General features: G+C 62.0%; 24 protein-coding genes. 13 read left to right on the top strand and 11 right to left on the bottom strand.

From position 1 onward, the window contains the following. Nucleotides 1–204 precede the first annotated feature (204 nt). The 3 genes from ACW9KT_RS22160 to ACW9KT_RS22150 all read left to right on the top strand — a co-directional run bounded on the left by ACW9KT_RS22160 (nt 205) and on the right by ACW9KT_RS22150 (nt 2,869). Nucleotides 205–912: an alpha/beta fold hydrolase gene (locus ACW9KT_RS22160; RefSeq protein WP_457084558.1), complete on the top strand. Its 708-nt coding sequence runs from the start codon at nt 205–207 to the stop codon at nt 910–912. Between the two features lie 861 nt (nt 913–1,773). After that, nucleotides 1,774–2,205, top strand: coding sequence for a BLUF domain-containing protein (locus tag ACW9KT_RS22155; protein ID WP_457084556.1), 432 nt, complete (start codon nt 1,774–1,776; stop codon nt 2,203–2,205). A gap of 445 nt (nt 2,206–2,650) precedes the next feature. Further along, nucleotides 2,651–2,869, top strand: a complete 219-nt coding sequence (locus ACW9KT_RS22150) for a hypothetical protein (RefSeq protein WP_457084554.1) — start codon at nt 2,651–2,653, stop codon at nt 2,867–2,869. Between the two features lie 527 nt (nt 2,870–3,396). Here the strand turns inward: ACW9KT_RS22150 and ACW9KT_RS22145 are convergent. Beyond that, nucleotides 3,397–4,467, bottom strand: a complete 1,071-nt coding sequence (locus ACW9KT_RS22145; protein ID WP_457084552.1) for a sensor histidine kinase — start codon at nt 4,465–4,467, stop codon at nt 3,397–3,399. A 1,141-nt stretch (nt 4,468–5,608) separates the two neighbouring features. Here ACW9KT_RS22145 and ACW9KT_RS22140 point away from each other — a divergent pair. From ACW9KT_RS22140 to ACW9KT_RS22120, 5 genes are all read left to right on the top strand, one after another. After that, a complete protein-coding gene (locus tag ACW9KT_RS22140; RefSeq protein ID WP_457084550.1) occupies nt 5,609–5,833 on the top strand; it encodes a hypothetical protein in 225 nt (74 codons plus the stop codon). Nucleotides 5,834–6,892: 1,059 nt separating this feature from the next. Next, nucleotides 6,893–9,175: a PAS domain-containing protein gene (locus ACW9KT_RS22135; protein WP_457084548.1), complete on the top strand. Its 2,283-nt coding sequence runs from the start codon at nt 6,893–6,895 to the stop codon at nt 9,173–9,175. 490 nt (nt 9,176–9,665) lie between these two features. Then, nucleotides 9,666–9,920: a hypothetical protein gene (locus tag ACW9KT_RS22130; protein WP_457084546.1), complete on the top strand. Its 255-nt coding sequence runs from the start codon at nt 9,666–9,668 to the stop codon at nt 9,918–9,920. Between the two features lie 427 nt (nt 9,921–10,347). Continuing rightward, the gene (locus ACW9KT_RS22125; RefSeq protein WP_457084544.1) at nt 10,348–11,424 is read left to right on the top strand and encodes a sensor histidine kinase; all 1,077 of its coding nucleotides are present in this window, start codon (nt 10,348–10,350) and stop codon (nt 11,422–11,424) included. 7 nt (nt 11,425–11,431) lie between these two features. Next, nucleotides 11,432–11,833 (top strand): response regulator, encoded by a 402-nt coding sequence (locus tag ACW9KT_RS22120; protein WP_457084542.1) that lies wholly within the window; start codon nt 11,432–11,434, stop codon nt 11,831–11,833. 111 nt (nt 11,834–11,944) lie between these two features. Here ACW9KT_RS22120 and ACW9KT_RS22115 read toward each other — a convergent pair whose 3' ends face one another. The 8 genes from ACW9KT_RS22115 to ACW9KT_RS22080 form a co-directional block, all read right to left on the bottom strand. Then, nucleotides 11,945–12,700 carry a sensor histidine kinase gene (locus tag ACW9KT_RS22115; protein ID WP_457084540.1) on the bottom strand — a complete coding sequence of 252 codons (756 nt, stop codon included), beginning with the start codon at nt 12,698–12,700 and terminating at the stop codon, nt 11,945–11,947. 81 nt (nt 12,701–12,781) lie between these two features. Then, nucleotides 12,782–13,045: a hypothetical protein gene (locus tag ACW9KT_RS22110; protein WP_457084538.1), complete on the bottom strand. Its 264-nt coding sequence runs from the start codon at nt 13,043–13,045 to the stop codon at nt 12,782–12,784. A gap of 47 nt (nt 13,046–13,092) precedes the next feature. Next, nucleotides 13,093–13,314 (bottom strand): hypothetical protein, encoded by a 222-nt coding sequence (locus tag ACW9KT_RS22105; RefSeq protein WP_457084536.1) that lies wholly within the window; start codon nt 13,312–13,314, stop codon nt 13,093–13,095. 988 nt (nt 13,315–14,302) lie between these two features. Next, nucleotides 14,303–14,548 carry a hypothetical protein gene (locus ACW9KT_RS22100; protein ID WP_457084534.1) on the bottom strand — a complete coding sequence of 82 codons (246 nt, stop codon included), beginning with the start codon at nt 14,546–14,548 and terminating at the stop codon, nt 14,303–14,305. A gap of 143 nt (nt 14,549–14,691) precedes the next feature. Then, complete coding sequence (locus ACW9KT_RS22095; protein WP_457084532.1) at nt 14,692–15,051, bottom strand: hypothetical protein; 360 nt, start codon at nt 15,049–15,051, stop codon at nt 14,692–14,694. Between the two features lie 304 nt (nt 15,052–15,355). Then, entirely contained in the window at nt 15,356–15,754 is a 399-nt protein-coding gene (locus ACW9KT_RS22090) for a hypothetical protein (RefSeq protein ID WP_457084530.1), read from the bottom strand. A 27-nt stretch (nt 15,755–15,781) separates the two neighbouring features. Further along, nucleotides 15,782–16,186, bottom strand: a complete 405-nt coding sequence (locus tag ACW9KT_RS22085) for an STAS/SEC14 domain-containing protein (protein ID WP_457084528.1) — start codon at nt 16,184–16,186, stop codon at nt 15,782–15,784. A gap of 25 nt (nt 16,187–16,211) precedes the next feature. Continuing rightward, nucleotides 16,212–16,658 carry a hypothetical protein gene (locus tag ACW9KT_RS22080; RefSeq protein WP_457084526.1) on the bottom strand — a complete coding sequence of 149 codons (447 nt, stop codon included), beginning with the start codon at nt 16,656–16,658 and terminating at the stop codon, nt 16,212–16,214. 267 nt (nt 16,659–16,925) lie between these two features. On the opposite strand from ACW9KT_RS22080, the gene ACW9KT_RS22075 reads away from it, so the two are divergent. From ACW9KT_RS22075 to pcaF, 5 genes are all read left to right on the top strand, one after another. Then, nucleotides 16,926–17,660 (top strand): GAF domain-containing protein, encoded by a 735-nt coding sequence (locus tag ACW9KT_RS22075; RefSeq protein WP_457084524.1) that lies wholly within the window; start codon nt 16,926–16,928, stop codon nt 17,658–17,660. 528 nt (nt 17,661–18,188) lie between these two features. Then, complete coding sequence (locus ACW9KT_RS22070; RefSeq protein ID WP_457084560.1) at nt 18,189–18,800, top strand: recombinase family protein; 612 nt, start codon at nt 18,189–18,191, stop codon at nt 18,798–18,800. A gap of 158 nt (nt 18,801–18,958) precedes the next feature. Beyond that, nucleotides 18,959–19,159 carry a hypothetical protein gene (locus ACW9KT_RS22065; protein ID WP_457084522.1) on the top strand — a complete coding sequence of 67 codons (201 nt, stop codon included), beginning with the start codon at nt 18,959–18,961 and terminating at the stop codon, nt 19,157–19,159. Between the two features lie 35 nt (nt 19,160–19,194). Further along, on the top strand, nt 19,195–20,265 hold the full coding sequence (locus ACW9KT_RS22060; RefSeq protein WP_457084520.1) for a 3-oxoacyl-ACP synthase III family protein: 1,071 nt from the start codon (nt 19,195–19,197) through the stop codon (nt 20,263–20,265). A 129-nt stretch (nt 20,266–20,394) separates the two neighbouring features. Beyond that, the gene (gene pcaF, locus ACW9KT_RS22055; RefSeq protein WP_457084518.1) at nt 20,395–21,600 is read left to right on the top strand and encodes a 3-oxoadipyl-CoA thiolase; all 1,206 of its coding nucleotides are present in this window, start codon (nt 20,395–20,397) and stop codon (nt 21,598–21,600) included. Between the two features lie 449 nt (nt 21,601–22,049). Here the strand turns inward: pcaF and ACW9KT_RS22050 are convergent, their stop codons facing one another. Beyond that, nucleotides 22,050–24,890 carry a M16 family metallopeptidase gene (locus ACW9KT_RS22050; protein WP_457084516.1) on the bottom strand — a complete coding sequence of 947 codons (2,841 nt, stop codon included), beginning with the start codon at nt 24,888–24,890 and terminating at the stop codon, nt 22,050–22,052. A 128-nt stretch (nt 24,891–25,018) separates the two neighbouring features. Further along, entirely contained in the window at nt 25,019–25,141 is a 123-nt protein-coding gene (locus ACW9KT_RS22045; protein ID WP_457084514.1) for a hypothetical protein, read from the bottom strand. Nucleotides 25,142–25,528 lie beyond the last annotated feature (387 nt).

Below are 25,528 nucleotides of genomic sequence, written 5' to 3'. Positions count from 1 at the left end.
GCTGATTGAGCCAGCCTTTCATTTAACGGGCCGGCGGGCCGCGGGACTTCGGGGTTACTACGGGTTTGCCTAGGGATAAATCCGTAATTTTACGCTCCATCGCCGGCCGTTAGCAATACTTAGTCGCTTTATAGTGGCGCGGGAGGCGCTGACTTCCAGTGCGTTAAGACCAGAGTTCCCGGTGGTAGTACCTAGGAGTACCACATGCTGAGGCCCGCCCTGCCCGGCTACGATCCCGCGACTGCGGCCCCTGACTACAGCCTGGAGGCCCCAGCTGAGGCGTTGCGGGCTGAGCGGGCGCCGGCGGGGGTGAGCCCGGGAGGGCTGGTGGGCCACAGCCTGGGCGGCTACGTGGCCCTGGCCTTTGCCGAGCAGTACCCCGGCCTGGTGGCGGGCCTCGGGCTGTTTCACTCTTCGGCCTTGCCCGACAACGAGGAAGCCGAGCAGCGGCGGGCCCGCAACCGCACCTTTCTGGCGGAGCACGGCGTGGCCGCCTATGCCGAGGAGTACCTACAGCCTCAGCTGTCCCCCACCCACCGCGAATTACTCACCAACGAGGTGCAGCAGCTGCAAGAACTGGCGGTGGCCGTGCCCCTGGCCGTGGCGCCGGGGAATACGCCACCTCCAACCGCTCCGCCTTTAAGCTGTTCCCGCCTCGCCTGTAAGGGGTTGGGCGCCGGGAGGATATGGGCCGGGCTAGGCGCGCTGCGCACGGCAGCGCACCGCGGCGCCCTGCTTGGCTTGGGCCAGGGAAGGATAATAGACCGGCTCAATTTCGTACTGGTCCTGGTGGGCGACGGTCTTCTGCACGTACTGCTGGGTGGCCATGTGCCCCAACACGTTCTCGGACAGGACAATGCTGACCTCGCGGATGCCGGCCTCAAAAGCCCGCAGGTTCCAGTCCGTGGTTAACCACTGCTGCACGGCCCGCGGAATGGCGCCCATGTGGCGCACGTCGCCGACCCACCCCCACGGGTGCTCGCGTCGGCTGTGGGCGCGGTAATACGCCAGCCCGGTTTCCATGAGGTGCTGGAACTCGGCGCTGTTGGCGAAGCCGTGGAACTGCACGATGACGCACGGCACGGTGGCATTGGCTAAAACGGCGCCGTAAGGTTCGGCGAGGATAACGGTATCGGGCATGAAACGGGCGGCGGCGGGTAACGCAGAACCTCGCCTTACGGAGGAGCTGAGAAAAGGTTGAGGGGCGGCAGCGGTAGGCCTGGCGGAACCCGGCCAAGGGGCACTTAAAGCAGCCGGCCCGTGAGGCCGGCTGGGCTTGCTCGAGCTGCGAAATGTCGAGCGTGCCGGCGTATTGTGGGGTGAAGAAGGTTTTCACCGCCTCAAGTATGCCACAGGCTTTATAAACGCGCATCTAGGAAGCATAAAGTGAGCTCGCCAGGATTGCAAGGCGCCGGCTGAAAGGGCGGCGGCCGGAAGTTGTGAAGGGAAAACCCCTCATGCCTAGCAAGCCAGGGTACTGAGCCCTTCGTGCTTCACGTAAGGGCATCAGCGCCTCCCTTCTCTTGCTCGCACTACCCTCATTGCCGTACGTAGCTGTTTCAATTCGCGACTTATCCTTACGTACTTATTCGTTTATTAGCTTTATCTTCTCACCCTAGTCAACCTTTCCTTATCCGCCCCCGGCAGGCACCCGCTGTCTACTCGCTCAGCGAAGGTAACAGCGCCAGCTTTTGGCTGTTGGCGCTTTGTGCTGCCCCGGTAGGGGCGCCATCCTGGCCCCCGCGTAATTCATTCCCATTCCTGCTAGCTGCTATGCTGTACTCCCTAATCTATACCAGTCGGGCCGTCCGGCCCTTAGACGAGCAGAGCCTCCAGACGCTGCTCGCGCAGGCGCGCCACCATAATGCCAGCCAGCACCTGACGGGCGTGCTGCTCTACGCTGGAGGACGCTTTTTGCAGGTGCTGGAAGGGCCCCGCACGGAAGTGGAAGCCCTGTTTGCCCGCATTCAGCGCGACCCGCGCCATGTCCATGTGCGCTTGGTAGGACGCGGGGTAGTGCGCCGCCGCGAGTTTCCTCAGTGGGGCATGGGCTTTCGTCGGCTCAGCTATCCGGTCTGGGCCCAGCTCCGGCGCCTGCTGGGGCCCTTGCAAGCGGTTGTGGACTTGCCCCGCGTGCCAACCCGCGTGCTCTCCTTGGGGGAAGTTATACGGCCCTTTGTGCTCTACCCCATGGCGTTGGCCTGAACCCCACCCCACCACGCGGTGGAAGGAGGTTGGGAGATAGAGACCAGAAAAAGAAACAGGGGGTAGAAAATCCGAGCGGGGCTTCCTTCGCTTTCTTCATGGCACTTGCCCCCTGGTTGGTGCCCACCTAAGCGAGGGGCATTCCCTGACTAGTTCCTCCCCAACCGTTGGGCAACTAAGAGCCTGAAACTAAGCGGCAGGCGATAGCCAACAAGGCGCCTTTTCTTACCAGTTTTCGTAGGACGCATAAAAGTCTACGCACGGGATGCTGGCTGTGCGCATGTAAGCTATCTTGCTTTAAATTGCACGAAACCCAGATTGCCCCTGAGCAGGATTCTGCGGGCTATTTTGTTATCGGAACAGCTTGAAAACAAGTTAGCTAGCAGTAACGTTCTAGGAAGGTATGGCTAGAAAGTTGCGCTAGCCGATGAAACGTTTCCCAGACATGGCTACCTCTACGTCACCTATTCTCGTGCAGGCCCAGCGCCAAGCGATTAGCTTTGCCCTGCGCTACGCTCAGCATCCCTTTCTGCCGCTGGAGCCCTACGAAGGCTGGCTGCTCGAGGCCTTTGAGCGGGGCGAATTGACCCTGGACCAAGTCCTGGCCCACGTCGAAGCCCAGGAATTTACGGCCGCGCGCCGGCTCGCGCCTTGCCTAGCGTAACAGCCCTCTCCGCCCCGCGCCCTGTCTTGCTTGGCTATACGCTGGGCTAGGAGGAGCTCGGCGGTTGAATAGAGGCCGCATGAGCCGCTGTTACGCGCCGGTATCGGGCGGGGCAACTTCCCATCCAGCCGGGGGAACCGAGTCAGATAGGGGAGCCGCCGGATAGCGTTTCAGGGGGGTGTGATGCAGCCGGCAATAGCGACACTCCGGCCAGTGGAGAGGGTTCCCGGCGAGCCGGTGGACCAGGGCAATACTCTGCCCGATTTGACACGCCGGGTGAGAGTGATAGGCATCGAGCACGCCGATGCCGCGAAACAGCGAATAAAAGGGATAGTTTGTGCTCTTCATGCCTCACAACCGCAACCAGTACCTTACCGGAAGGTAGTACCGGGGAGCTTCATATCCTAAGGTCTAGCGAGTTAGCGAAGCTTACCTGTTCGATTTAGCGCCGGCTTCGCTGCTGGTAGCAAGGCCTGGACGGAGGGAGGCGCCGGCACTCGGCGTCACCTGGCGGCCGGTTGGCGGCTTTACCCCGGGTCGCGCTCCAGCACGAGAGGCGGGCGGGTCAGGGGCAGGGCGAGGGTGAATTCGGCATAGGCGCCTTCCTGCGACTGCACGCTCAGGGTCCCGCCGTAGCTGTGAGTGATGATGTCGTGGCTCAGCGAGAGGCCCAGGCCCGAGCCTTCCCCCGCGGGCTTGGTCGTAAAAAAGGGCTGGAAGATCTGCTCGCGGAGGGCGGCCGGGATACCCGCCCCGTTATCGCGCACCCGTAGCTCGACCTGCCCCGCCCCTTGGCTGGTGCGCACTCGCACCTCGGGCGCGTAGGGTGGGCCCAGCAGCCGGCTCTGCTGGTGCACGGCGTACAAAGCGTTCGCGTAGAGGTTGAGCAGCACCCGGCCCAGCTCCTGGGGCACGAGCCAGAGCAGGCCCAGGGTGGCATCCTCTTCCAGCCGGCAGCTGACCCCGAAGCCCGGGTACTTGATCTGCAGCTCCTCGTAGGCCAAGCGTAGGTACTCCTGGGCCAGGGCATTCAGATCCACCGCCTGACGCTCGCCCACGGGACGGCGGGCGTGGGTGAGCAGGCCCTGAATCAGGCCCCCGGCGCGGGCCCCGTGGGCATGGATCAAGTCCAGGTTTTGCTTTAGCTCGTCCAGCAGTTCGGTTTCCAGGAGCCCATCGCGGGCCAGCAGCTGCTGCTCTTGCTCAAGTTCGGTGACCAGCTCCAGGCTCACCTCGGCGAAGTTCTTGACGAAGTTCAAGGGGTTGAGCAGCTCGTGGGCCAGGCCCGCCGTCAGGGAGGCCAGGGCCACGAGTTTAGCCGTCTGCACCAGCTGCAATTGGGTGCGTTGCAGCTCCGCAAGGGTCAGGGCCAACGTGTCGCGCTGCCGGGCCAGGCGCGTGTTCTGGGCCCGCAGCCGGCGGGTTACGCGCCGCCGCCCGTAGAGGGTACGCCCTAGCAGCCCGGCCAGCAGGCCCGTGGCCAGCATGCCGGCCAGCAGCCCGTAGAATAGGTAGCGGGGGTGGCCCGGGCGCGGGGCCAGGCGCGAGGACCGCCGACGCGTAGCCGCGGGGTCTGGTAAAACAAAAGAAGGTTTCATGCGCGGAGCGCCCCAAGGCAAGGCAGACCAGAAAGGCGGGAGCAGCCGCAGGGACTGGGAGCCGGGACTGATCGGGCTCACCGGCGCCGAAAGCTGGTAGCCTTTCCGCGAACCGAGCCCGAGACTCACCTTCTAAGCTAACGAAAAAAGTGGACTTGCTGGCTGCCGCTGGGGCCCAAAGACGAGCTATGGATGGACCTTCCTGCGGTATCCGGCTTCTCCCCTTCCCCGAACACGCGGCCAATGGCAGGCTAGGACGCGGTTTTCGCGCCGTTGAACGCGGAGAACATCAGTAAAAAAAGCGAGCGGGGTTTGGTTAAAATACTAGTAGGGGTACTCTTATGACCCCCCTTAAGGAAATTGTACGCGCCGACGCCTCGAATTGCGCTTTCTGCTCGAGGGCGAGGATACCAACCAGCAGCTGGTGGTCTTGGAGTTTGCCGAGCCGCCCGGAGCCTGCGTGTTCGCCCCGCCCTAGCACACAGGCCCGGTGGCTTCAGGTGTAAATCTGCCCTTTTGAAAGAGGAACCTCTCCCCGCCTCTATTAGACCACCGCCGGGCTCTAGTGCAAGAAGAAATGGAGGGACTGGACTGGGCTCCGCCACAGGTACCTTCTTGCAGGCATACCTCCTGGGCAAAGAAAAGGTCCATTCAGGGAGGAGGAGCATTTTCGCCTAGGACGAATCAGGAAGCCTTATTTAGTGAGGTTGATGCGATTGGTTTTGGTTTTTCCATTGGGCGTGACCCGGTAGTAGTAGATGCCCAAGGGGAACGTGCTGCCCTCAAAGACGACGGACCGGTTTTCGCCCGCCTGGGCCGCCCCCCGTTGAACAAGGTCGCCACCTCCGCCCCTGCCCGTTATAGACCCGCACCACTACCCACCCACTCCTGGGGACGCGCAAGCTAATGGTCGCAGTTCGTGGCCGCCAACCCGCCCTCGTCGGCGGAAGTCGCCGTGACTTGTTCATGGTGCCCTTGCCCTTCACCTCGAGCAACTCGGCTTAGGGAAGCGAAGGCAGCAGACGCAATTGTCTTATTTACGGGTATTTATCAAACGAGAATCCGTAGTTATGCTCACCCGTTGTGATTTATTGCCAGCTAGCTTTGGAGGTACTACGTTCATCTCTAGCTGCTGGTAACGATGGCCTACGACGACAAATTTGGTCCTGACGCGCAATCGCCACAACAGCGAGCCTATGTACTAGCGCAAATGCAGGCCGTGCTGCCGACGCTGAAAACGAATGCGACTGCCTATATCCAGCGACTCTACGCGCGCTACATCGCGGGAGAATTGAGCTGGGGACAGGTCCGCGAATTACGTGAGGCGCCCCACAGCATTCCCGGCAGCCACTCGGTCACGTGGTGATGCCTGTACTAGTAAGCAAGTAGGTACGCCCCTTGTACGCAGGAATTTCCCCTAGTCAGCCCGCGCAGAAAAACGTCCAAGGCGAGTGGTTTTCCACCCATGTTCTAGGCCTCCGCCTAGGGGATGGCAATAACCTTGCGGGGCAAAGACAGCAGGAAAGGAAGCGGCATCATCAGCCGTAGGACAGGCTCAATTTGCTTGCGTTCCCTGGGCCCCGGGCCTTCTTTATCGAGCACGCCGTCCTTTACAGACCAGGCGGGTAGCCTCCAGCTGGACGAGCGCGGCTTTGGGCGCCTGGACTGGGCTCCCGGGCCCCGGAACTCGGATGGCGAGGAGTGGCCCCCTAACAAAAAAGCCCCGACGATGCCGGGGCTTTTTCGCTGATCCCTACTCAAACAACCCTTCATCCACTCTTTCCCTATTCGCCCTATACGGGCTGGGGACAAGACAGTTACGGTCGCGCTTGGGTACTTGGTGCTGCTCCTAGTGCTGCCCCTATCAGCGGACAAGTCCCGGTCTTTTTTCCAGCCGTTTAGTCGACTGCCTTTGGCGGACCCGTGGGTCCCTTGTTCGTCGGCAAAGGCGCGGCATAGCAGTTCGCTGAGCACCCTTCAAGCATACAAAAACCTGACGCTGCGGCTGGGGTTGTGCGCCGGCTAAGCTATTGCCCCAAGAATCTACAGCCTAACCTACGTCCCGTCCGCTGTCAGTAACTCTGCCCACTGGCCAACCCATGCACTCCAGTGGGGCGGATCAACCCCACAGGGAACCCTTGTTGCCGGATTCTTCCTTACCCAGCAAACTCCGGCAGGAACGCCGGCCTGTAGTAGAGCGCCGAAAACAAGGGCGAATGCAGGCAATGCAGGCAAGCTTTGACCAACGAGCGGCACGGATGGAAGCCAGTGAATATACGGGGAGTTTTGCCCCAGCCACGCGGCTTATAGGACGGGTTTACGAGCTACGTAGGGAAAAGCCACGTCATCCTTCGTTCCTTCCCGGCCAATCCTCGTACGGGAAGGACGCGTCTGCTCTGGCGTGCTTTTTTTGTGTCGCTGCCTCATGTTGCCTGCTGCTGCTCCTCTTACCCCCGAATTGCTGTCCGTGTTTGCCGTCCTGCCGGGGGCGCATCTGCTGCTCTCGCCGGCCCTGCACATCCTGGCCGCCAGCGACGAGTATTTGGTGGCCACGCTGACCCAGCGCCCCACCCTGGTGGGGCAGTACCTGTTCGACGCCTTTCCCGAGAACCCCCAAGACCCCGAGGCGAGGGCCCTGCCTAACTTGCGCGCCTCGCTCCTGCAGGTACTCACCACCGGCCAGCCCCACGTGATGGCCCCCCAGCCCTTTGATGTGCCCGACCCGGCGCACCCCGGCCAGTTTGTCGAGCGCCACTGGCTGCCGCGCAACACCCCGGTGCTGGATGAAGGCGGGCAGGTGCAAGCCCTCCTGCATACCGTCCAAGACATCACCGCCACCCGCCTGGCCCAGCAGCAGCTACGCGAGAGCGAGGTCCGCGAGCACGGGGCCTACGTCGAGGTAACCGACGCGTTGCAGGCCACGCAACACCAGCGCGAGCAGGTACAACACCACAACGAGGAGTTGGCCGTCCTCAACGAAGAGTTGACCGTGCTCAACGAGGAGCTGCAGGCGGCCAACGAAGATTTGCTGGCCAGCAACACCGCCCTGAGCGAGGCCCAGCAGCAACTGCAGCAGCTTAACCAGGAACTGGAAGCCCGGGTAGCCGAGCGCACGCGGGCCGCGCTGGCCCTGCAGGCCGACTTGCTGGCGGCCGCCCAGCGCCAAGCCCAGCAGCAAGCCCTGTTTTACCAGGTATTCGAGGAAACGCCCGCCGCGATCTGCATTCAGCGGGGGCCCGAGCACCGCTACGAGTACGCCAACGCGGCGTATCAGGCCTTCTTCCCCGGCCGGCAGCTGCTCGGCCGCCGGGTCGCCGACGCCCTGCCCGAAACCGTGGAGAGCGGCGTGGTCGGCCTGCTCGACCGGGTGTACGAGACGGGCGAAACCTACTACGGGGAGGAGCTGCCCCTGCTGGTGGCCCAACCCGGGGGGCGGGGGCCCCAGCAGATGTACTTCACGTTCACCTACCAGGCCTTGCGCGAACAGGGCGCGATAGTGGGCATCTCCACCTTCGCCTACAACGTGGCCCCGCAGGTCCTGGCCCGGCAGCAGCGCGAAGCCGAGCGCCAACGGCTGCTGCACTTGTTCCGGGAAGCGCCGGCCGCCATCTGCATCCTGGCGGGCCCCGACCTGGTGTTTGAGTTTGTTAACCCCGGCTACGAGCAGTTGCTGCCCGGGCGGGCGCTGCCGGGCCGCCCCATCTTCGAGGTCCTGCCCGAACTGGTCGGCACGCCCGTGCAGGAGCTGCTGCGCCAGGTGTACGCCACGGGGCAGACGCGCGAGGAGCGGGGCCTGCGCGTGCCCCTGGCCCGGCCCGCCGACGGGGTCCTGGAAGACCGGTACTTTACCTTCGTTTACCAGGGGCGGCGCGACGAGCAAGGCCACGTTACCGGCGTGCTGGTCTTTGCGTTTGAAGTCACCGAGCAGGTCGAGGCCCGACAGGCGGCGGAAGCCAGCGCCCAGCAAGCCCAAGCCTTGGCCCGGGAGCTGGTCACCGCTAACGAGCAGCTGCGGCGCACCAACGTGGACCTGGACAACTTCATCTACGCGGCCTCCCATGACTTGAAGGCCCCCATTAGCAACATTGAGGGGTTGCTGCAGCTGCTGCGCGCCGACCTGCCGGTGGAGGTGGCCCAGCGGGCGGATGTCGAACCGACGCTGGGGCTGATGGGCGAGTCAGTCGAGCGCTTCAAGCGGACCATTGAGCACCTGACCGAGGTCTCCAAGCTGCAGAAAGAGCACGAGGCAACCCCAACCTTGGTGGATTTGAAAGCCATTATCGAGGATGTGCGCCGCGACCTCCAGCCCCTGCTGGAAGAAACCGGGGCCCAGTTGGTCTTGGACGTAGGGGCCTTTCCCCCGGTGCAGTTCTCGGAGAAAAACCTACGGAGTGTAGTCTATAATCTGCTCAGCAATGCCCTCAAGTACCGCTCGCCCGACCGCCCCCCCCATGTGGATGTGCGGGCTCACGTAAAGCCGGGCCACACGGTGCTGGAAGTGCATGATAATGGCTTGGGTATCGCTGCCCACCACCTGCCCCAGCTCTTTACCATGTTTCAGCGCTTCCACGACCACGTCGAGGGCACCGGCATCGGCCTGTACATGGTCAAGAAGATGGTCGAGAATGCGGGGGGCAAACTGGAAGTGCATAGCCAAGTGGGGGCCGGCACCACCTTTTTCGTGTACCTGCCGCACTCCTGCGCCTGACCGGCAGATCCTTTTATTCGCCTACCTGCTATGTGCGGTACCTTGCCCGACGCTGAGCCCACCACGTACCTCCACCAAGCACGCGAATCAGCTCTTGCACGGCCTGCCGGGGGCGCCGGAAAGGGAAGGGCGAGGGCCTGCTCAACAGCGACTAGGGCAGCTATCGCAGCAGGCAGCTGTCCGATGTAATCCTGTGGGGTTCTCGCCCGCAGGGGGCCGATATCGCGCCTTGTGGCTGCTAGCCTCCTCCATACCGGCTGCTTACCGGCCGCGGAATAAGCCCTGCAGGGCAGGTTTGATGGCGCTGTAGCGAAGCGCTGCCTGATCAGGGCCAGCGTAAAGGGAAAGCGAAGGACCTGACCCGGCGAAAGGGGTAGCTCCTCTTACGGGAAAAGAGCCACTGGGACGGCAAAAAAAGGTTCTTGTTCCGCTGGCCTGGAAAGCCCCCGAGCCTATTTTTGTTGGTTGTTTCCTTACCCTTGTCCCGGCCATGGTCCTTGGTGATTTACTCGAAATAGGTTTTCGCGAAGCCTCGGAGTGCCCCGAGGCCTGGCAATCCAAAGGCAAAGTTTTGTGTCGGTCCTTTGAGCGGGCCTTGATCAGCATCCTCTGGTACGAAGACTCCTCGGAGCTGGAAATCCTGGTAGGTGAGGTGCACCAGCCCCTGCTGCATGTGCGCTCGGCCCGCCTGACCGTGGCCCACTTGCAAGCCCTGCTGCGCGACTACTGGCCAGCATCGGCCTAACTGCGCCCCGGCACAGGTACCGCGGTCGTCGCCCACGCCGGGAGCCGGGAGCGTAGACCCGCTCATTCCTGGAAATTCCAGCTGACGGTCCCGTAGCGGGCGCTGCGTTGGTGAGCCTGTACTGGGTCAACCTCTATCCTCGCGTGCCGGCCCCGCGGACGGAGCGCTGATGGCCCGGATCCTGGGCTAATAGGGTCGAGTGATTACTTGGCCGACCGGGCACAAAAAGCCTGGTCCATAAGCCTACTACTACCCGCGGGCCGGATACGCTACCCAGGCCCGCGGCTGACTTCAACGCGCAGCACTTTCCCGATACTAACCCCGGTTGTTTAAACCCAGGCATCACCAAGCCAGCGTTTCTCGTATGCTCTTCCATGCTGAGCGTCCTGCCCTTTATGGGGGCCTCGCTCGTGTTACTTGTTGTTCCATGGATTCTACTGCCCCCCTTGCTACCAACGAGGTCCGCTTCCAATCGCTGCTGGACAACACCCCCGAACTGATTCTGTATCAAAATCAGGAAGGCATTATCCTCGACGCCAACCCGGCCTTTCTGGCCCTGGTGGCGTTGCCCAAAGAGCAGGTGCTGCACCGCAGCTACTACGCCTTTCTGCCCGAGGACGTGCGGGAGGTGTTCCGCCAGAAACTGCGCGAAGCCTTTACCACGGGTAGGCCCGTGCGCTTCGACCTGTATGCCAGCCAGGGAAATAGTGCCCCCCGGCACTGGGACGTGGTCAAAATCCCCCTAATCGAGAACGGCCACGTGGTGGGCGTGCACATGGTGGCTCGCGACGTCACCGAGAAGGTGAAAAGCCAGGAGGAAATCTTTGCCCAGAACCGGGACTTGCAGCAGTTTACCTACATCGTCTCCCACAACCTGCGCGCCCCGCTGGCCAATGCCCTGGGACTGGTCGACCTGCTGGGCACGGAGCCGGCGGGCTCGCCGCACTTTCAGTCCCTCCACGCCCACCTGCAGGCCAACCTGCAGCAGCTTGATCAGGTGCTGGGCGACATGAACACGATCCTGGCCATCCGCGACCAGCAGGGCCTCGATGGGGAGGAGGCGGTGCCCTTGGCCGAGCTCGTGCACCAGGTCGTCGCGGGCCTGCACGAGTTAGTAGTCCAGGCGGGCGGCACCATCGAGGTGCGCATCCCCGAAACCTTCTCGGTGCTCGCCAATCGGGCCTACCTGCACAGCATCTTCTTCAACCTGTTGTCTAACGCGGTGAAGTACCGCGCCCCGGAGCGGCCCCTGCAGGTGGTCATCACCGCCACCGGGGACCCGCTCGGGGCCAAGACCATCGAGGTGGCTGATAACGGCTCGGGCTTTGACCAACCGCGGGCCGGGGCCACCGTCTTTCAACTCTATCAGCGGTTTCACCCCCACCACCCCGGCCGGGGCGTAGGCCTGTACCTGGTCAAAACCCACGTCGAGAGCCTGGGCGGGCGCATTGCGGTGCACAGCCGGGTGGACGAGGGAACCCGTTTTTCCATCTTTTTGCCCTAATTGCGGGATGCGAACCGTACTCATTGACGACAACGCCACGACGGTCTTCTTAACCCAACACCTCTTCCAGCGTGCCGGGTTGGCGAAAGGCTTGACCACCTTTCTCTCGCCGGTGGAGGCGGTAGCTGCTTTGCAGCAGCAAGCCCGGAGCGGGGACCTGCCCCAGGTGATTCTGCTGGACCTGAACATGCCGCTGATGAGCGGCTGGGACGTACTGGATGCTCTGCAGCCCCTGGAACCGCACCTGCAGGGCCGGTGCGCGGTCTACATCCTCACCTCCTCGCTGGCCCCCGCTGACTCGACTCGGGCCCGCGAGCACCCCCTGGTCGCGGGTCTGCTGCATAAACCCTTGGACCAGGCCAAAATTCAAGCGCTTCAGGATCACGTGCCGGGAGGGGCGACCGACTAACGGCGCCCCGCGCGTGGGTTGCGGCACTGGGCTGGGCGAGGGCAGACCAGCTTACCCGTTGCGTATCCCCGACCACGTGGGCCTCGCCCGGGCGGCCGGCTGGTCCGCGGCCTAGCCCTTGTCCACGGGCCCCGCCTGGGGTATTTCCACGGTGAAGGTGGAGCCCTGCCCTTCGGTGCTTGCCACCGACAACGTACCCTGGTGCCACTCGACGATGGTCTTACACAGCATCAAACCCAAGCCGATGGTCGGCTCGCCCCGCAGCCCGGGCCGGCGGGCCGGGGTAAAGCGCTCAAATAAGCGCGGCAGCAAGGCCGCCGGAATCCCAATTCCTGTGTCCCGCACCTGCACGCGCACGCCGCCGGGGCAGGGCTCCACCGTGACGCTGACCTGGCCCCCGTCGGGGGTGAACTTGAAGGCGTTGCTGACCAGATTCGTGACGACTTGGGTGAACTTGTGCACGTCCAGGAGCGCGTACACGGGCTGCGCGGGCAAGGAATAGGTAAAGTGGTAGCCTAACAGCCCCTGGCCCTGCTGAAGCTGGTCCAGGGGCTCGCGCAGCACGGTGCCCACTTCTACCCGGTCCCATTTCAGGTCCGTGTTGGCGGAGGCCAGAAACTCCACCGCGACCAGGTCGCGAATCAGCTTCAGGCTGCTGTGGCTAGTCGTCTCCAGCACCCGGAGCATGTCGGGTACGCGACTGTGGGCGGGCGCCGGCAGTTCTTGGCGCAAAAACTCCGCGATTTGCTGGACCAGGGCAAACGAGCCGCTCAAGTCGTGGGAGAGGATTTCCAGGGCCGCATTCTTGCGGGTGTTAAAGGCATCGCCATGGGCTTGGTAGGCCTTCTGGGCGCTGATCTCGCGCAAGGTGCCCCCCACCAGCACCCGTCCCTCGGCCGTTCGCTGGTAAGCTGGGATTAGTGAGAACCATTCATCGGGCGCTCCTGCCTAGGGCAGGCGAATTTCCACCTCGTCCGCCAGGCGGCCCCGCCCCCATACTTTCCAGACCTGGGCCAGGAAGACGTGGTCGTCGGGGTGCAGGCGGGAGAGCAGGGCGGGCAGCTCCTCATTTACCCGGGCACACTGCCCGTGCAGCACGGCCTCGTAGGCGGCGTTGACGAAGACGACGCGCTCGGCGGCCACGTCGTAGACAAACTGGATATGGGCGCTGGCTTGCGCCTGATTTATAAAGAAGGCGGCGAAGTCAGTCACAGGATATAGGGAGGGGTTAGGAAAGCGGAAAGATACTCGGCTGGGGGTTAGCCCCCCCCACCGTGGCGCTTGCTCAGGGTACCGAGCTCGACAGTTGGGCGGCGTAGGCCTCCACCTGATGGCATACCTGGCCCAGGGTCAGCTCGCCCACCACGTAGCGGCCGTAGAGCGCCCGCGCCACCGGCGGGACGACCCCGCCCGCGCGCTCCACCCTGGCCAGGGCCCTTCGGACCTGGTCGCGCCGCTCCGGAGCCGTGAATTCGGTGCAATCTGTTGCGAACATGGTGGTCGGCCGGGAGGGTACGGCGTAAGATGCCGTTAAATAAGCGGCCCCGCAAGCTGAACGCGACGGCGGCCTGGGCTCAGTTCGCTACCCCGGTGGCCGTAAGGCGGCCGCGGTCACCGGCCGAGAGCAGGGTCACCGGACGGTTGTTTTACGGGCGGCGTGGCGGCGCTCGGCCCTGTTCTCGGGGGCGTCCGCCGGTTCCGGCGCGCGCCCCCGCCCCCGGGTGCCCGGCGGCCGGCGCGCAGGGAGAGCGGGCCCGCGGGCGGATCGGGGCCCGAGATCCAGCAGCCAGTTAATTAGGAGAATAGCGGCCAGAATGCCCGCCAGGCACAGCAACCAGGCTTGATGAAGATAAATCCACGTACGCATATCCTTCTAGCTAACTTCCTTGCCCCTTCCTACTTACCCATACCACCAAGCACCCTGCGCGCAGTACTCGTGGGCCTTCCGTAATTTTTCACGCAAGAATGTCGCCAGGTTCCGCGCCGCCCTGGCTCGCGCTAGCGCCGGACTTGGGGGCCTTGCTTGGTCTTATTGGCGGGGTAAGCGCTGGGATTGCAGGCGCACGACTTGGGCCAGGCTCAACTCGCCCTGCACAAGCGCTGCAGCAAAGCCAGCGTCTCGCGGCTCACCAACGGCCCGCCGGCCTCCCGGAGGCCACCAATGCGCCCGGCCCCTCCGGCAGGCGCCCGAGCCACTGCTCCTGCGCCGCCGGGGTCAGGGTGGCGGGGGGAAGGGGAAAATAATGGCTGGTCATCACATAATAGCTACGAAGTTTCACCGGCACCCCACGCCCTCCCCAGGCCCTGGTTGTGGGGTTAGCAGGGGGTGCCGCGAGCGGAGGTTGTCTGGTAAGGAGTGGGCCTAGGGCCGGGAGCGCAGCCCCTGCTAGGCAAAGCGGGTGCCACTTCGCCCGGCAGCACGCTGGGCTTTCCATCTCTCCTCTACCTACTCTTTGTCTCGATTCCCCACTACCCACCGCTCGACCATAAGCCCCCGCCAACGTGCCAGCCCGCTGGTGGCGCCGCTAGTAACTGGCTTTCTTCTGGCGTGTAGGGCGTCAACTGGCGCTGATCGCCCAGCAGCTTGTGCCAGCCCCGCAGCTGTAGCAGCTGGCCCACATGCCGCAGATAAGCCTGCAGATAGGCCATGTCCCGTGCCCCGGCGTGATACTCCACCCGGGCGTAGCCCTGGGGGTGCTCGAGGATACGACCCACCGAATTCTCAAAATAAATGCGCAACGCCGGAGCTAATTTAAAAAAAGCAAATGAGGGAGCCCCAGCGGAGCTACCGCTCCAAGAGCAGCAAAGGTATCTCTAATGCCTGGCTCTGCACCGGTGCCCCTGGGGCCCGGTGGACCTTAGCTAATCGGGTAGAGGGCCCCGGCGATGCAAGGCTCTACTTGCCCGCGTTCCACGGCTTGCGCGTACTGCAGGCGCTCATAGTGAAACAGGGAGAGGATGGTGTTGGGTGCCTGCGCCTGGTTGGCCTGTGGGTAGGGGGTGGTGACCTGCAGGCGGTAGCCGCCGGCGAAGGTGAGCGTGAGGCTCACGGCCTCGGCCGTGGGCCGGGCCGTGATGCTGGTGGGGGTAAAGGGGGCGGCGGCCTGCGCGGCCCGGGCCAGAGTATACAGCGCGCAGGCCTGGGCGACGGGGTTCCCCGGCTCGAGGGAACTTAACGCGGTGCGTAAAGCCCTTAAATAGGGCTGATGGAGGAGCATACTGGGGGGCTGAAAGAAAGGAGCACGGCGGCTGATGAGCAAGCTTGCGGCCAGACATCATGTTCTTGAACCGGTTTGTAAAGCGGCCCACCGATACGCGCCGGGCCGTACGCCATCTCGTGAAGGCGGCCTTGCGCCCCTAGCTCGTCAGATAATTTAGCCGGCTAGGGGTAAGCTACGTTCGCTTTACTTGGCGAAGCGACCGTGGTTTAGGCAAGCGGCTACCCCTTCGCAGGCAGGGAGTGAACGAATTGTGCTCGGAAACAGCCATCGGAACCCGGCGTCGGGGCCCTGAACCGCCGGGCTACATCCGGCGCAGCCACTCCCCTGCCGTGGCCGGGTCGCGAAAGAACATAAACACGATGCCGGCACTCGTATGCTGCACCGCTAGCTCGGCTGAGAGCTGGCTGTAGCGCTCGCGGGACTGCACCCAGGCAAAGTAGCGGCAGCCGGCCGCGTAGAGCTGGGGGAAAAACACTTCCCCACCCCAGCGGGCGGCTTCGGCCCAGAGCCCCTGCATGCGGGTGTTATCGTTGAGCACTTTCTGGCAGCGCTCTTGCCGCAGCAAGGCCAGCAGCTGCAGGGCCCCTTCCATGACCTGCTCGTCGGTGGGGTTGCCCTGCCAGTCCAGGCGCAGCTCGTTTTCGAGGACCTCGTGGGCGATGGTCAGGGTAGGGGTATCGTAGAGAATGCGCTCGAACATAGGGCGGGAAGCAGGAAGGGACACGCCTTAACAGACGCGTTGCAGCCAGTGCTGGGCATCGGTCGGGTTGTCAAAAACCCGGGCCTCAAAGGCCCTGAGGCGGGCATAAAAAGCCGCGGCCGAACCTTCAGCCAGCGATTGGGGCGTCGTAATCATGGCAAACTGACGCAAGCCGGCCCGGGCCGCGTGGGGCGCCCACTCGTTGATGACCCACTCCATGGAATGGTCCCAGGGGCCGCGCACGGCCCGCGTGTCGTTGAGCACGCAGGCGAAGCCGGCCCGGGCTAGGGTTGCCGTGTAGGCCCGCGCGCCCTCCTGGATATTGGCCGCCGTCAGGTAGCCCTGCCAGGTGACGAGAAGCCAGCGGTTCTGGTAATCGGTATCGATCGTCAGGTACACCCGGCCCAAGGCGGATTGGAATTCTTCTCTCATCGGAAGGCGGATAACAGCGAGCGGCCTAGGCCCTTGATGCGCGGTTCGTTGGCTCCCCGGGCAGGTCGGGGTCGGTCCCGCAGGCCCACGCGCGGGCCTGGGCGACGTCGGTAAACAGCCGATGCTCAAAGGGGGCCAGTTCGTGGGCCGTGCGGTGCATTTGCTTGATGAGGAGTTGGTTCAGCGGGCTTTCCGCCTCGATGCGCGCCAAGCGGCGCAGGCCAACGCGGACCAGCTCGGGCATCACCTCGGTGGCAATCCAGTCCATGTCCGCCGGGCGCACCGCGCCGAGCAGGCGGTCGTCGGCCACCCAGCCCGTGATGCGGTGCTCGCGCGCCCTGGCTAGGGCTTCGGTAATGGCTTGCCGAAAGACGGCACTGGTAACAAAGCCTTGCCATTGGGCCTCGAGGGCTTGGGAAGGACCTTGGTGCAGGTAAAGATGCAGGAAAGGGTACTGGGCCAGCAGAAGCATGACAGAAAGACGGGCAGGGGTGGGCAGCGCACAAAGATAGAGGCTGAAGACGAGTGAGCGTGCACTACTTCTTTCAGCTTTTGGTCTAGTGGCAAGTGGAACCAGAGGAAGCCCGTGTTCGGCTAGGAAGGCAACTCGGACGACGGGTTGCCCCCATAAAGAAGGACTGGGGAAACGCTGTTTCCACCGGCTAAGGTGCTGCGCCCTTCTCGCTAGGGCCTAGCTTTCGCTAACCATCTGGTTACTCGGGCCGTATCGTTATTGCCTATGCCCCTGCCTGGTTCCCTTATTCCCGCCAACGACCCGTCCCGGCTCCAAGCCTTGGCGCCGTATCTGACCTTAGGCTCAGCGCCCGACCCCGTCTTCACGGAAATGGGGCGGCTCACGGCCAAGCTATTTGCCGTGCCCATTGCCTTAGTTTCTTTGGTAGAGAAAGACAGCGTCCGGTTTAAAGTGAACGAGGGCTTACCCGGACACGAGCAGGTAGCGCGCCACGAGAGTATGTGCTCGGTGGCCATTCTGCAGGAGGAGACCACCATCTACGAGGATCTACGCGCCGAGCCCTGTCAGCTCACCGACCCCCAAGTGGCCGAAACCCTGCACCTGCGCTTTTATGCCGGCCATCCGCTGCTCACGGCCGAGGGGCACGCCATCGGTACCTTGTGCGTAATTGATCGCCAGCCCCGCACCCTCTCGCTGCCCGAACTCCGGCGCTTGCAGACCTTGGCGGCCATCGTCATGAAGATGCTCGACCTACGGGTACGGATGCAGGAACAAAGCGAGCAGGTTAATGCCCTGTGGTTGGGCCTTTACCTGCAGCTGGAGGAATCGCTCAACCGGCTGACGACCTTGCGCGAGTTAGTCAGTTGGGAAGAAAATAGCCACACGGCGGCGGCCCTGGGCTACCAACGATCGATCGAGGAAGAAGCGGAGCGCATTCTGCGCGTGCTCGACGAGCAGACGACGGCCGCCGTAGCTGCCTACCGGGGGCCCCGCGCCTAAGGCGGCCAACCACAGGCCGCGCTTTCCCCGCGCTGCTGGGGACGACGAGACCACCCGAAAGAGTGCGGAAAGAGCTCCTTACCGATGCGCTGACTCTATGGACGGGTTATTTTAGGTGGAGTAGCGTCGCAAGCACCAGTAGGTGCCCTTACAGAGGCGACTAGGCCGCTAGTAGCCTCAGAATAAGCCCTTGGCTGAGTTCGGCAACAGCACCGCTGGTTAACGTAATGGCCGTGGCTGTTGCCAAACTCGGTCAATAGCCGGGGGACTATGTTCTTAAGCGGCTACTGGCGGAGAATAGGAGCGCTAAACAGGCCCTGTGGACTGCTGTACTCGCTAATCAATAGCAGTTCTACTACGCGGCACTGCGTTTTGCAACAGCCACGAACGTATTTCTGTACAAGTCTGTCAACCACTTGCCGAACGGGTAACTTCCACCAAAAGCCGACGATTTGGCACAGAAAACTTGTTCAGCAATCAAAGTACAATTAAGGCTACCTTTAGCACGGATACCCTGTACTTTGCCCTCTGAACATCGGCTACGCCCGCGTCTCCACCCGGGACCAGAACCTGGAACTGCAACTCGATGCCCTGACCAAGGCCGGCTGCGACACCATCTACCAAGAGAAGGTGTCCGGCGCGAGCGCCAGTCGCCCCGAGTTGGAGCGGCTGCTGACGCAGCTGCGCCCGGGCGACACGATTTATATCTATAAGCTCGACCGCTTGGGGCGCTCACTTAAGCACCTACTACAGGTGGTGGGCGACTTGCAGCAGCGGGGGGTAGGCTTGGTGTCCCTCACCGACGCCATCAACACCACTTCCGCCCAGGGCCGGCTCGTCTTTAACCTGTTCGCGTCGCTGGCTGAGTTTGAGCGCGAGCTGATTCGCGAGCGCACCCACGCGGGACTCGCCGCGGCCCGCGCCCGGGGCCGGGTCGGGGGTCGCCAGCGGGGACTATCCGAGGAAGCCGAACGCACGGCCATCATCGCCGAAACGCTCTACCGCGAGCAGCAGCTCGGCGTCAACGAAATTGCCCAGCGCCTGCACATCTCCAAGGTCACCCTTTATAAGTACTTACGCCACCGCAACGTGGTCATCCACGCCCACCGCCAACCAGCCCCGGCTAACCCGCCCGGTTAACCCTGGTACTAAACTTTTACCCAAGGCCACTATAGGTAGGGCTGCAGCGGGGTTGCTATCCTGGGCAACTCTCTTTATCTAGAGGCGGCAACGCGGGCGTTTCACCAGCAGCGTCCATGCTACCCTTGTACTCTCCTCCTCCCTCTATTCACTCGCTTATGAGCGACTTATCTAACCTACAGACGTTGAGCGCCGCTTGGCAGCTGCCTTGCCAAACGCAGGGCACCGACCAAGGCACGGCGACGCTCATCATACAGCCCGACGAGAAGCGGGTGTTGGGTCCGGCGGGGACACAGCTGGTCTACACCTTTGAGAATGGCCAGTTGCTCACCCTGGAAATCCTAGTGGCGGCGGGGTAACTTCTCCTCGCCCGGGCTTTACTTACTTTTTGTGTATGGTTCGATCGGTTATTGCGGCAACGGGCAGCTACCTGCCCGAAGTGCTCCTGCGGAATGAGGCGTTCCTGTCCGCCCGCTTTTTTACCCCCGACGGCACGGCCCTGACCCAAGCGCCGGCCCAGGTGCTCGCGCGATTTCGCGCCATCACCGGGATTGACGCGCGGCGCTACGCGCGGCCCGACCAAACCGCGTCCGAGCTAGGAGTACGGGCCGCCCAGCAGGCCCTGAGCAGTTCCGGCATCGACCCCGAGACGCTGGATTACCTGATTGTGGCCCACAACTTTGGCGATGTGCCCTACGGTAGTAATCGGGTGGATCAGGTCCCCTCCCTGGCTTCCCGCATCAAAGCCCGGCTAGCCATCCAGAATCCGAACTGTGTGGCCTACGATCTGGCCTTTGGCTGCCCCGGGTGGGTGGAAGCCCTGATTCAAGCTAACTACTACCTGCGCTCAGGGGATGCGCGGCGGTGTCTGGTGATCGGCACCGAAACGCTCTCGCGCGTGGTGGATCCCCACGACCGCGACACCCTGCTCTTCAGCGACGGGGCGGGGGCGGTTATTCTGGAAGCACGGGCCGGCGGGGAGGCCGGCATCCTGGCCCACCATACCCAGACACACGCCCACCAGTATGCCAGCTTACTGCGAATGGGCCCGTCCTACAACTCCACGTACAGTGATCAGGAGGACCGCTTTCTGAAGATGGACGGGCGCAAGCTCTACGAGTTTGCCTTACAGCACGTGCCTTCTGTCATCCAGCGGGCCCTGGAGAAAGCGCAGGTGCCGCTCACCCAGATTCGCAAGGTGCTGATTCATCAGGCTAACGAGAAGATGGACGTGGCCATTCTCGAGCGGCTCTTCCACCTCTGCGGGGAAGCACGTCCTAACCTAGAGGTGATGCCCATGACCATCTCCTGGCTGGGCAATAGCTCCGTGGCCACCGTACCCACCTTGCTGGACTTGTTGCTTCGTGGGCAACTCGACGGGCATCAGGTAGCGCCGGGCGAGCTGGTCGTGCTGGCCTCCGTGGGCGCCGGCATGAACATCAATGCCGTCGTCTACCGCTTGTAAGCGTTTTGCCCTAGCCACGGTCGTTTCTTGGGACGAGCAGTCATATGTGATTGGGCATTGGGCTCCCCTTACCTAGGCACCGTTGAACTCAGTGCCGTCCCCTGCGTAACTAGTCGATTTCCGGCTCTTATGAAAGAAGCGTATCTAGTGGATGGTATCCGCACGCCTATTGGCAACTTCGGGGGCTCGCTGGCCCCCGTGCGGGCCGATGATTTGGCCGCCCTGGTCATCCAGGAATTGTTGCGCCGCAATCCGCAGGTAGACCCAGCGGGCATTGCCGACGTGCTGCTGGGCTGCGCCAACCAGGCGGGCGAGGATAACCGCAACGTGGCCCGCATGGCCCTGCTGCTGGCTGGCCTGCCCCCTTCCGTCCCGGGCGAGACCGTCAACCGCCTCTGCGCCTCGGGCTTGTCGGCGGCGATCGCCGCGGCCCGCGCCCTGCAGTGCGGCGACGGGGACCTGTTCGTAGCCGGGGGCGTGGAAAACATGACCCGGGGCCCGCTGGTCATCTCCAAGGCCAGCACGGCCTTTGGCCGCGACGCGCAGCTGGCGGATTCCAGCTTCGGCTGGCGCTTTATCAACCCGAAGTTGGAAGCGCTGTACGGCGTGGACGCGATGGGCGAGACGGCCGAAAACCTGGCCGAGCGCGACCGCATCAGCCGCCAGGACCAGGACTTATTTGCCTACGCGTCCCACCAGCGGGCGTCCCGGGCCCGGGACGCGGGCCGCTTCGCCGAGGAGATTGTGCCGGTGCCCCTTCCTCAGCGCCAGGGCGAGCCGTTGCTGTTTGCGCACGACGAGTTTATCAAGGCCCACACGACCCTAGAGGGCCTGGCGAAGCTGCGGCCCGCCTTTCGCCCCCACGGCACGGTGACGGCGGGCAACGCCTCGGGCCTGAACGACGGGGCCGCGGCCTTGCTGCTGGCCTCTGAAGCGGGCCTGCAGGCGCATAACCTGACGCCCCGCGCCCGCATCGTTTCCATGGGCGTGGCCGGCGTGGAGCCCCGCTTTATGGGCATCGGCCCGGTGCCCGCTTCCCAGTTGGCCCTGAAGAAGGCCGGCCTAACGCTCGACCAGATCGAGCTAATTGAGTTCAATGAGGCCTTTGCCGCCCAAGGCTTGGCCTGCCTGCGCGCGCTGGGTCTGGAGGGCAACGACCCGCGCGTGAACCCCAACGGCGGGGCCATTTCGCTGGGCCACCCGCTGGGCATGAGCGGGGCCCGCCTGCTGAACACGGCCGCCCTGGAGCTGCACCGGCAGCAGCAGCGCTACGCCTTGGTCACGATGTGCGTGGGGGTCGGACAGGGTTATGCCGTCATTATCGAGCGTGTATAAACGAGGGGCGGTAATCTGGCCCGGCATCATCCGAGGTCAGTACCCGGAGCAAAGGCAATGGTAGCCGCCGAAGAGGACAATTGCAGGCGCGGTCCATCGGGCCCCTCCTTGCCGTAGGCAATGGCCTAGTTCAGGACCGATAAGCCCCGGGTTATGAGTCCTTATACTACGATAAAGGTATAGGGGGCGCTACCTGATCACCGTTTCGCTCGGCCTGCGTAGCGGGAAAGCGAGCGGGTGCTGCGCTCCGCACTGAAGCAGTGGCCGCCGGCAGGGTGGCGCTGCGATAGGTGGCGCCGGGCATGTCAGAACTCAGAGCCGTCTGCTAAGCCGGTGCCTGCGCCGCCGCGCCGAAGGGAAGCAGAAAAAACAGTGCAGCCCGGCGCCACCTGCGGGAGAAAGACAGAACTGAGAGCATCTGGAGAAGGGCAGCGGCTGGTTCTTGACGATTACTTTTCAGAAGTTCGGTTGTTGATTAATACTGGCTCGCCGAACCCGAGTTCCTTCAGACGCGGCAATTGCGTTTTGGCGTCGCCGACGACGAGCCAGAACATTTTGTCCGTGTCGAGATATTTACGGGACAAATCCTGGACCTGCGCGACGGTCATTGCTTTGACCGTTCGCTCTCTGTCTTTGACGTAATCGTATTTCCAGCCGTATTTGCTGATGTTCTCCAACATAGTCAGTTTCGCGCCGGCAGTTTCAAACGCCCTGGCATTGCTCTTAATCAAGAAGCCTTTAGTCGTTTCCAACTCTTTTTCAGAGTAATTTTTCGGATAAGCCTGCAAAATGCTTTTTATCAACTGCGCCGATTCGAGCGTTACGTTGGTTCGAACGCTGCTTCCGATGACGAAGGCCCCCGGACTTTTAGTGCCGGAAAAACTCGAATTGATGCCGTAGGTGTAGCCTTTGCCTTCGCGCAGCTGCTGCGTCAGCTGCGAGGCGAAACCGCCGCCGCCGAGAATGTAATTCATAACGGTCGCCGGATAAAAATCCTGGTCGGTTTGGGCCAGAGCCGGGTAGCCGAAACGAATGACCGATTGTTTGGCATCCGGCACGTCGTAGAAATAAATCTGCGATTTGGCCGGTGCCGACGGTGTTTTATAGGAGGGAATCGCAACCGTTCTGCTCGCCCATTTTTGATTGATTTCGCTTAAAGGCTTCATAATCGCCGCTTTATTCAGCGCGCCGACGACGTGCATTCGCGCGACGGACGGCGATATGCTTTTGCCATAAAAAGCCTTCAAATCGTCGAGTGTGATGGCCGCAACCGACTCAACCGTTCCCAGAATATTGCGCGAGCGAATGTTGTCCTTACCGTAAATCAACCGGTTGAAATTTAATTGCGCGACGGCGTTCGGGTTCGCCTCCTGCTGGCGAATCTGGCTGACGACTGATTGTTTTATCAAGTCGAATTCTTTGGCGTCCCAACGCGGCTCCAATAAAATTTCTTCGACCAGCCGAAGCGTCGGCTCGTAATTTCTGGCGAGTGTGTTGACTGAAATTCGGATGTCTTCGGCTCCGGCGGAAACAGTTATGGAAGCCCCTAATTGTTGAATTGCTTCTTCGAGTTCCTGCGCGGTTTTCTTTTGCGTCCCCTGCGTCATCATCCGCGCCATCAGATTTGCGACGCCGACTCGGTTAATATCCTCGAGCAGCAAACCGCCGTCGACGATGATTTCAAACTGCACGAGCGGAACTTCGCTGTTTTCGATGCCCAAAACGCGCACGCCGTTTGAGAGTTTGTCCTCCCAAATCGCCGGAACTTTGACTTCGGGCGCCGCCCCGTATGGCGGCTCCATGCTTCTGTCAAACGTCGAAGGTGTTTTTTGGTAGGTCGCGGCCGCAGTCGGGTCAACGGCGTCTTCGGCACCTTGCACGATTTTTTCTTCCGTGACTTCCGCCTTTTTTGAGCCGTCAACCGCAAGCGCCGATTTGCCTTTCGGCACGAAACTCGTCGCTACGTAATTCTTATTTTTAATGTATTTCTGATAAACGCGCCGCACGTCGGCGGCCGTCACGGCGAGAATATTTTTTATATCCGTTTCGACAAATCCCGGATTGCCCGTCAAATAGTTGTATTGCGCGAGCTGCGTGCCTTTGCCAAGAACGCTCGACAGCGAATTGTAAAATCTCGTTTCCTGGCCGGCTTTGATGCGGCTCAAATCTTTTTCCGAAATGCCCTCTCGTTCGAAAAGAGCGAACGCCTCCTGGATGCCAGTCATCACGTCGTCCAAATCTTTGTCGGCGAACGCGCGCACTTTGAGCATTATCTGTCCGGCGAGTTCCGAATTGTAATTGACCATCGAGATGTCGGAAGTCAATTTTTTATCTTCCACCAGAACGCGGTAAAGCGGCGCTTTTTTGCCGTCGGCCAGGTACTGCGTTAACACATTCAGCGCGTAGGAATCCGGATGAAGCTGCTCGACGCCGACACTCGTCAGGGTCAATTCCGGCAATTTCGCAAAGTTATCTTCGTGATAAAATTTGACGGTTTGTTTTAAGTTTCCCGGGCGCTTGGCCAGCGATTTTACGACCTCACCGCGCTTTATTTCGCTGAAATACTTTTTAACCCACTTGCGCGCCTGCGCCGTGTCGAAATCGCCCGCGACGACGAGCGTTACGTTGTTCGGAACATACCAACGGCGAAAGAAATCTTTCACGTCCGCAAGCTGCGCGTTCTGCAAATCGTCGAGCGAGCCGATGACCTGCCAGTTATACGGATGGTCGGCCGGATAAAGCGCCTTGTCGATGACGTAAGACGTATGACCGTACGGATTATTGTCGTAGCTCTGCCGCTTCTCATTTTTGACGACTTGTTTTTCTTTGGCCAGCACCGGCTCGGTTACCGTGTTGATAAACCAGCCGAGCTTGTCGGCTTCCGCCCACAGCATTTTTTCGAGCGCGTCTTTCGGCACGGTTTGCAAGTAATTCGTGCGGTCGCGGCTCGTCGAGCCGTTCGCGCCCGAACCGCCAATGCGGGCGGTCAGCTTATCAAGTCCGCCTTTGCCTAAATTTTCCGATTCGAGAAAAAGAAGATGCTCGAAAAGATGCGCGAATCCGGTTCGTCCCGCTTTCTCGCGCGCCGAGCCAACGTGCGCAGTAAGATTAACGGCGACGACCGGGTCGGAACGATCGACGTGGAAAATCACTTCCAACCCATTTGGCAGCGTGAACTTCTCGTAATCGACTTTGAAAATGGGCTTACCAGTCGGTTTCTGCGCCGAAACGGAAAGCACAGAAAACAAAAGACAGGCGAGGGTAAAGAGATGAAATTTCGAGGTTTTCATACTTATTGTAAGTGCTGCGAAGAAAAAGCAGGCCCATTTCAACTTCAAGAAATGAATTGATAGGATCCCGAGCGAATATAGAGCAGAAAAGTGGTCTGCCCCAGGCGGCGCTGCCCGGTTGCGCTCCCCTACTCCCTCACCAGTCGCTGGCCCCCCTGCGGGGCGCCGGCCGGCATCCGCACGGGGCATAGGCCCGGCACTACGCCCCGCAGAGGCAGCTCCGTGCCGGTGCCAGCAGCGGGCAGCAACACATGTTGCCGGCTTCCGCCCCGGGCTGGGTACGGGCTCGCCCACCGACACCATCAGCTACATCATCGACCACCTCAGCCTGCGTCCCTACTGAGGTGGTCTAGCGAAGCCGCACAGAATGAGGACGTAATGGGAGGTGGGTTTCGAAAGGGTTGAGCGATTAGTCCTGTAGCATTTGTCAAGCACCATTTAATAAACGTTACAATGGCCCTGCCACGCCCTTCACTCCAGCGTTTAAGAAACAGGACACAAGAGGTTGCTAGACGCTAACCTGTTCTTGTCTGGGTACCGATGCCGCCCGCTTATCAGTACGGACAGTTGACGCTGTCCAGGTGTGAAACGAGCGTTCAACAACTGTTTAGCCTCCCTATAGGAATCGATAAGACCCG

Source organism: Hymenobacter sp. HD11105 (assembly GCF_054051685.1).
The sequence above is the reverse complement of the archived record's forward strand: the minus strand, read 5'-3'. Positions and strand labels throughout refer to the sequence as shown.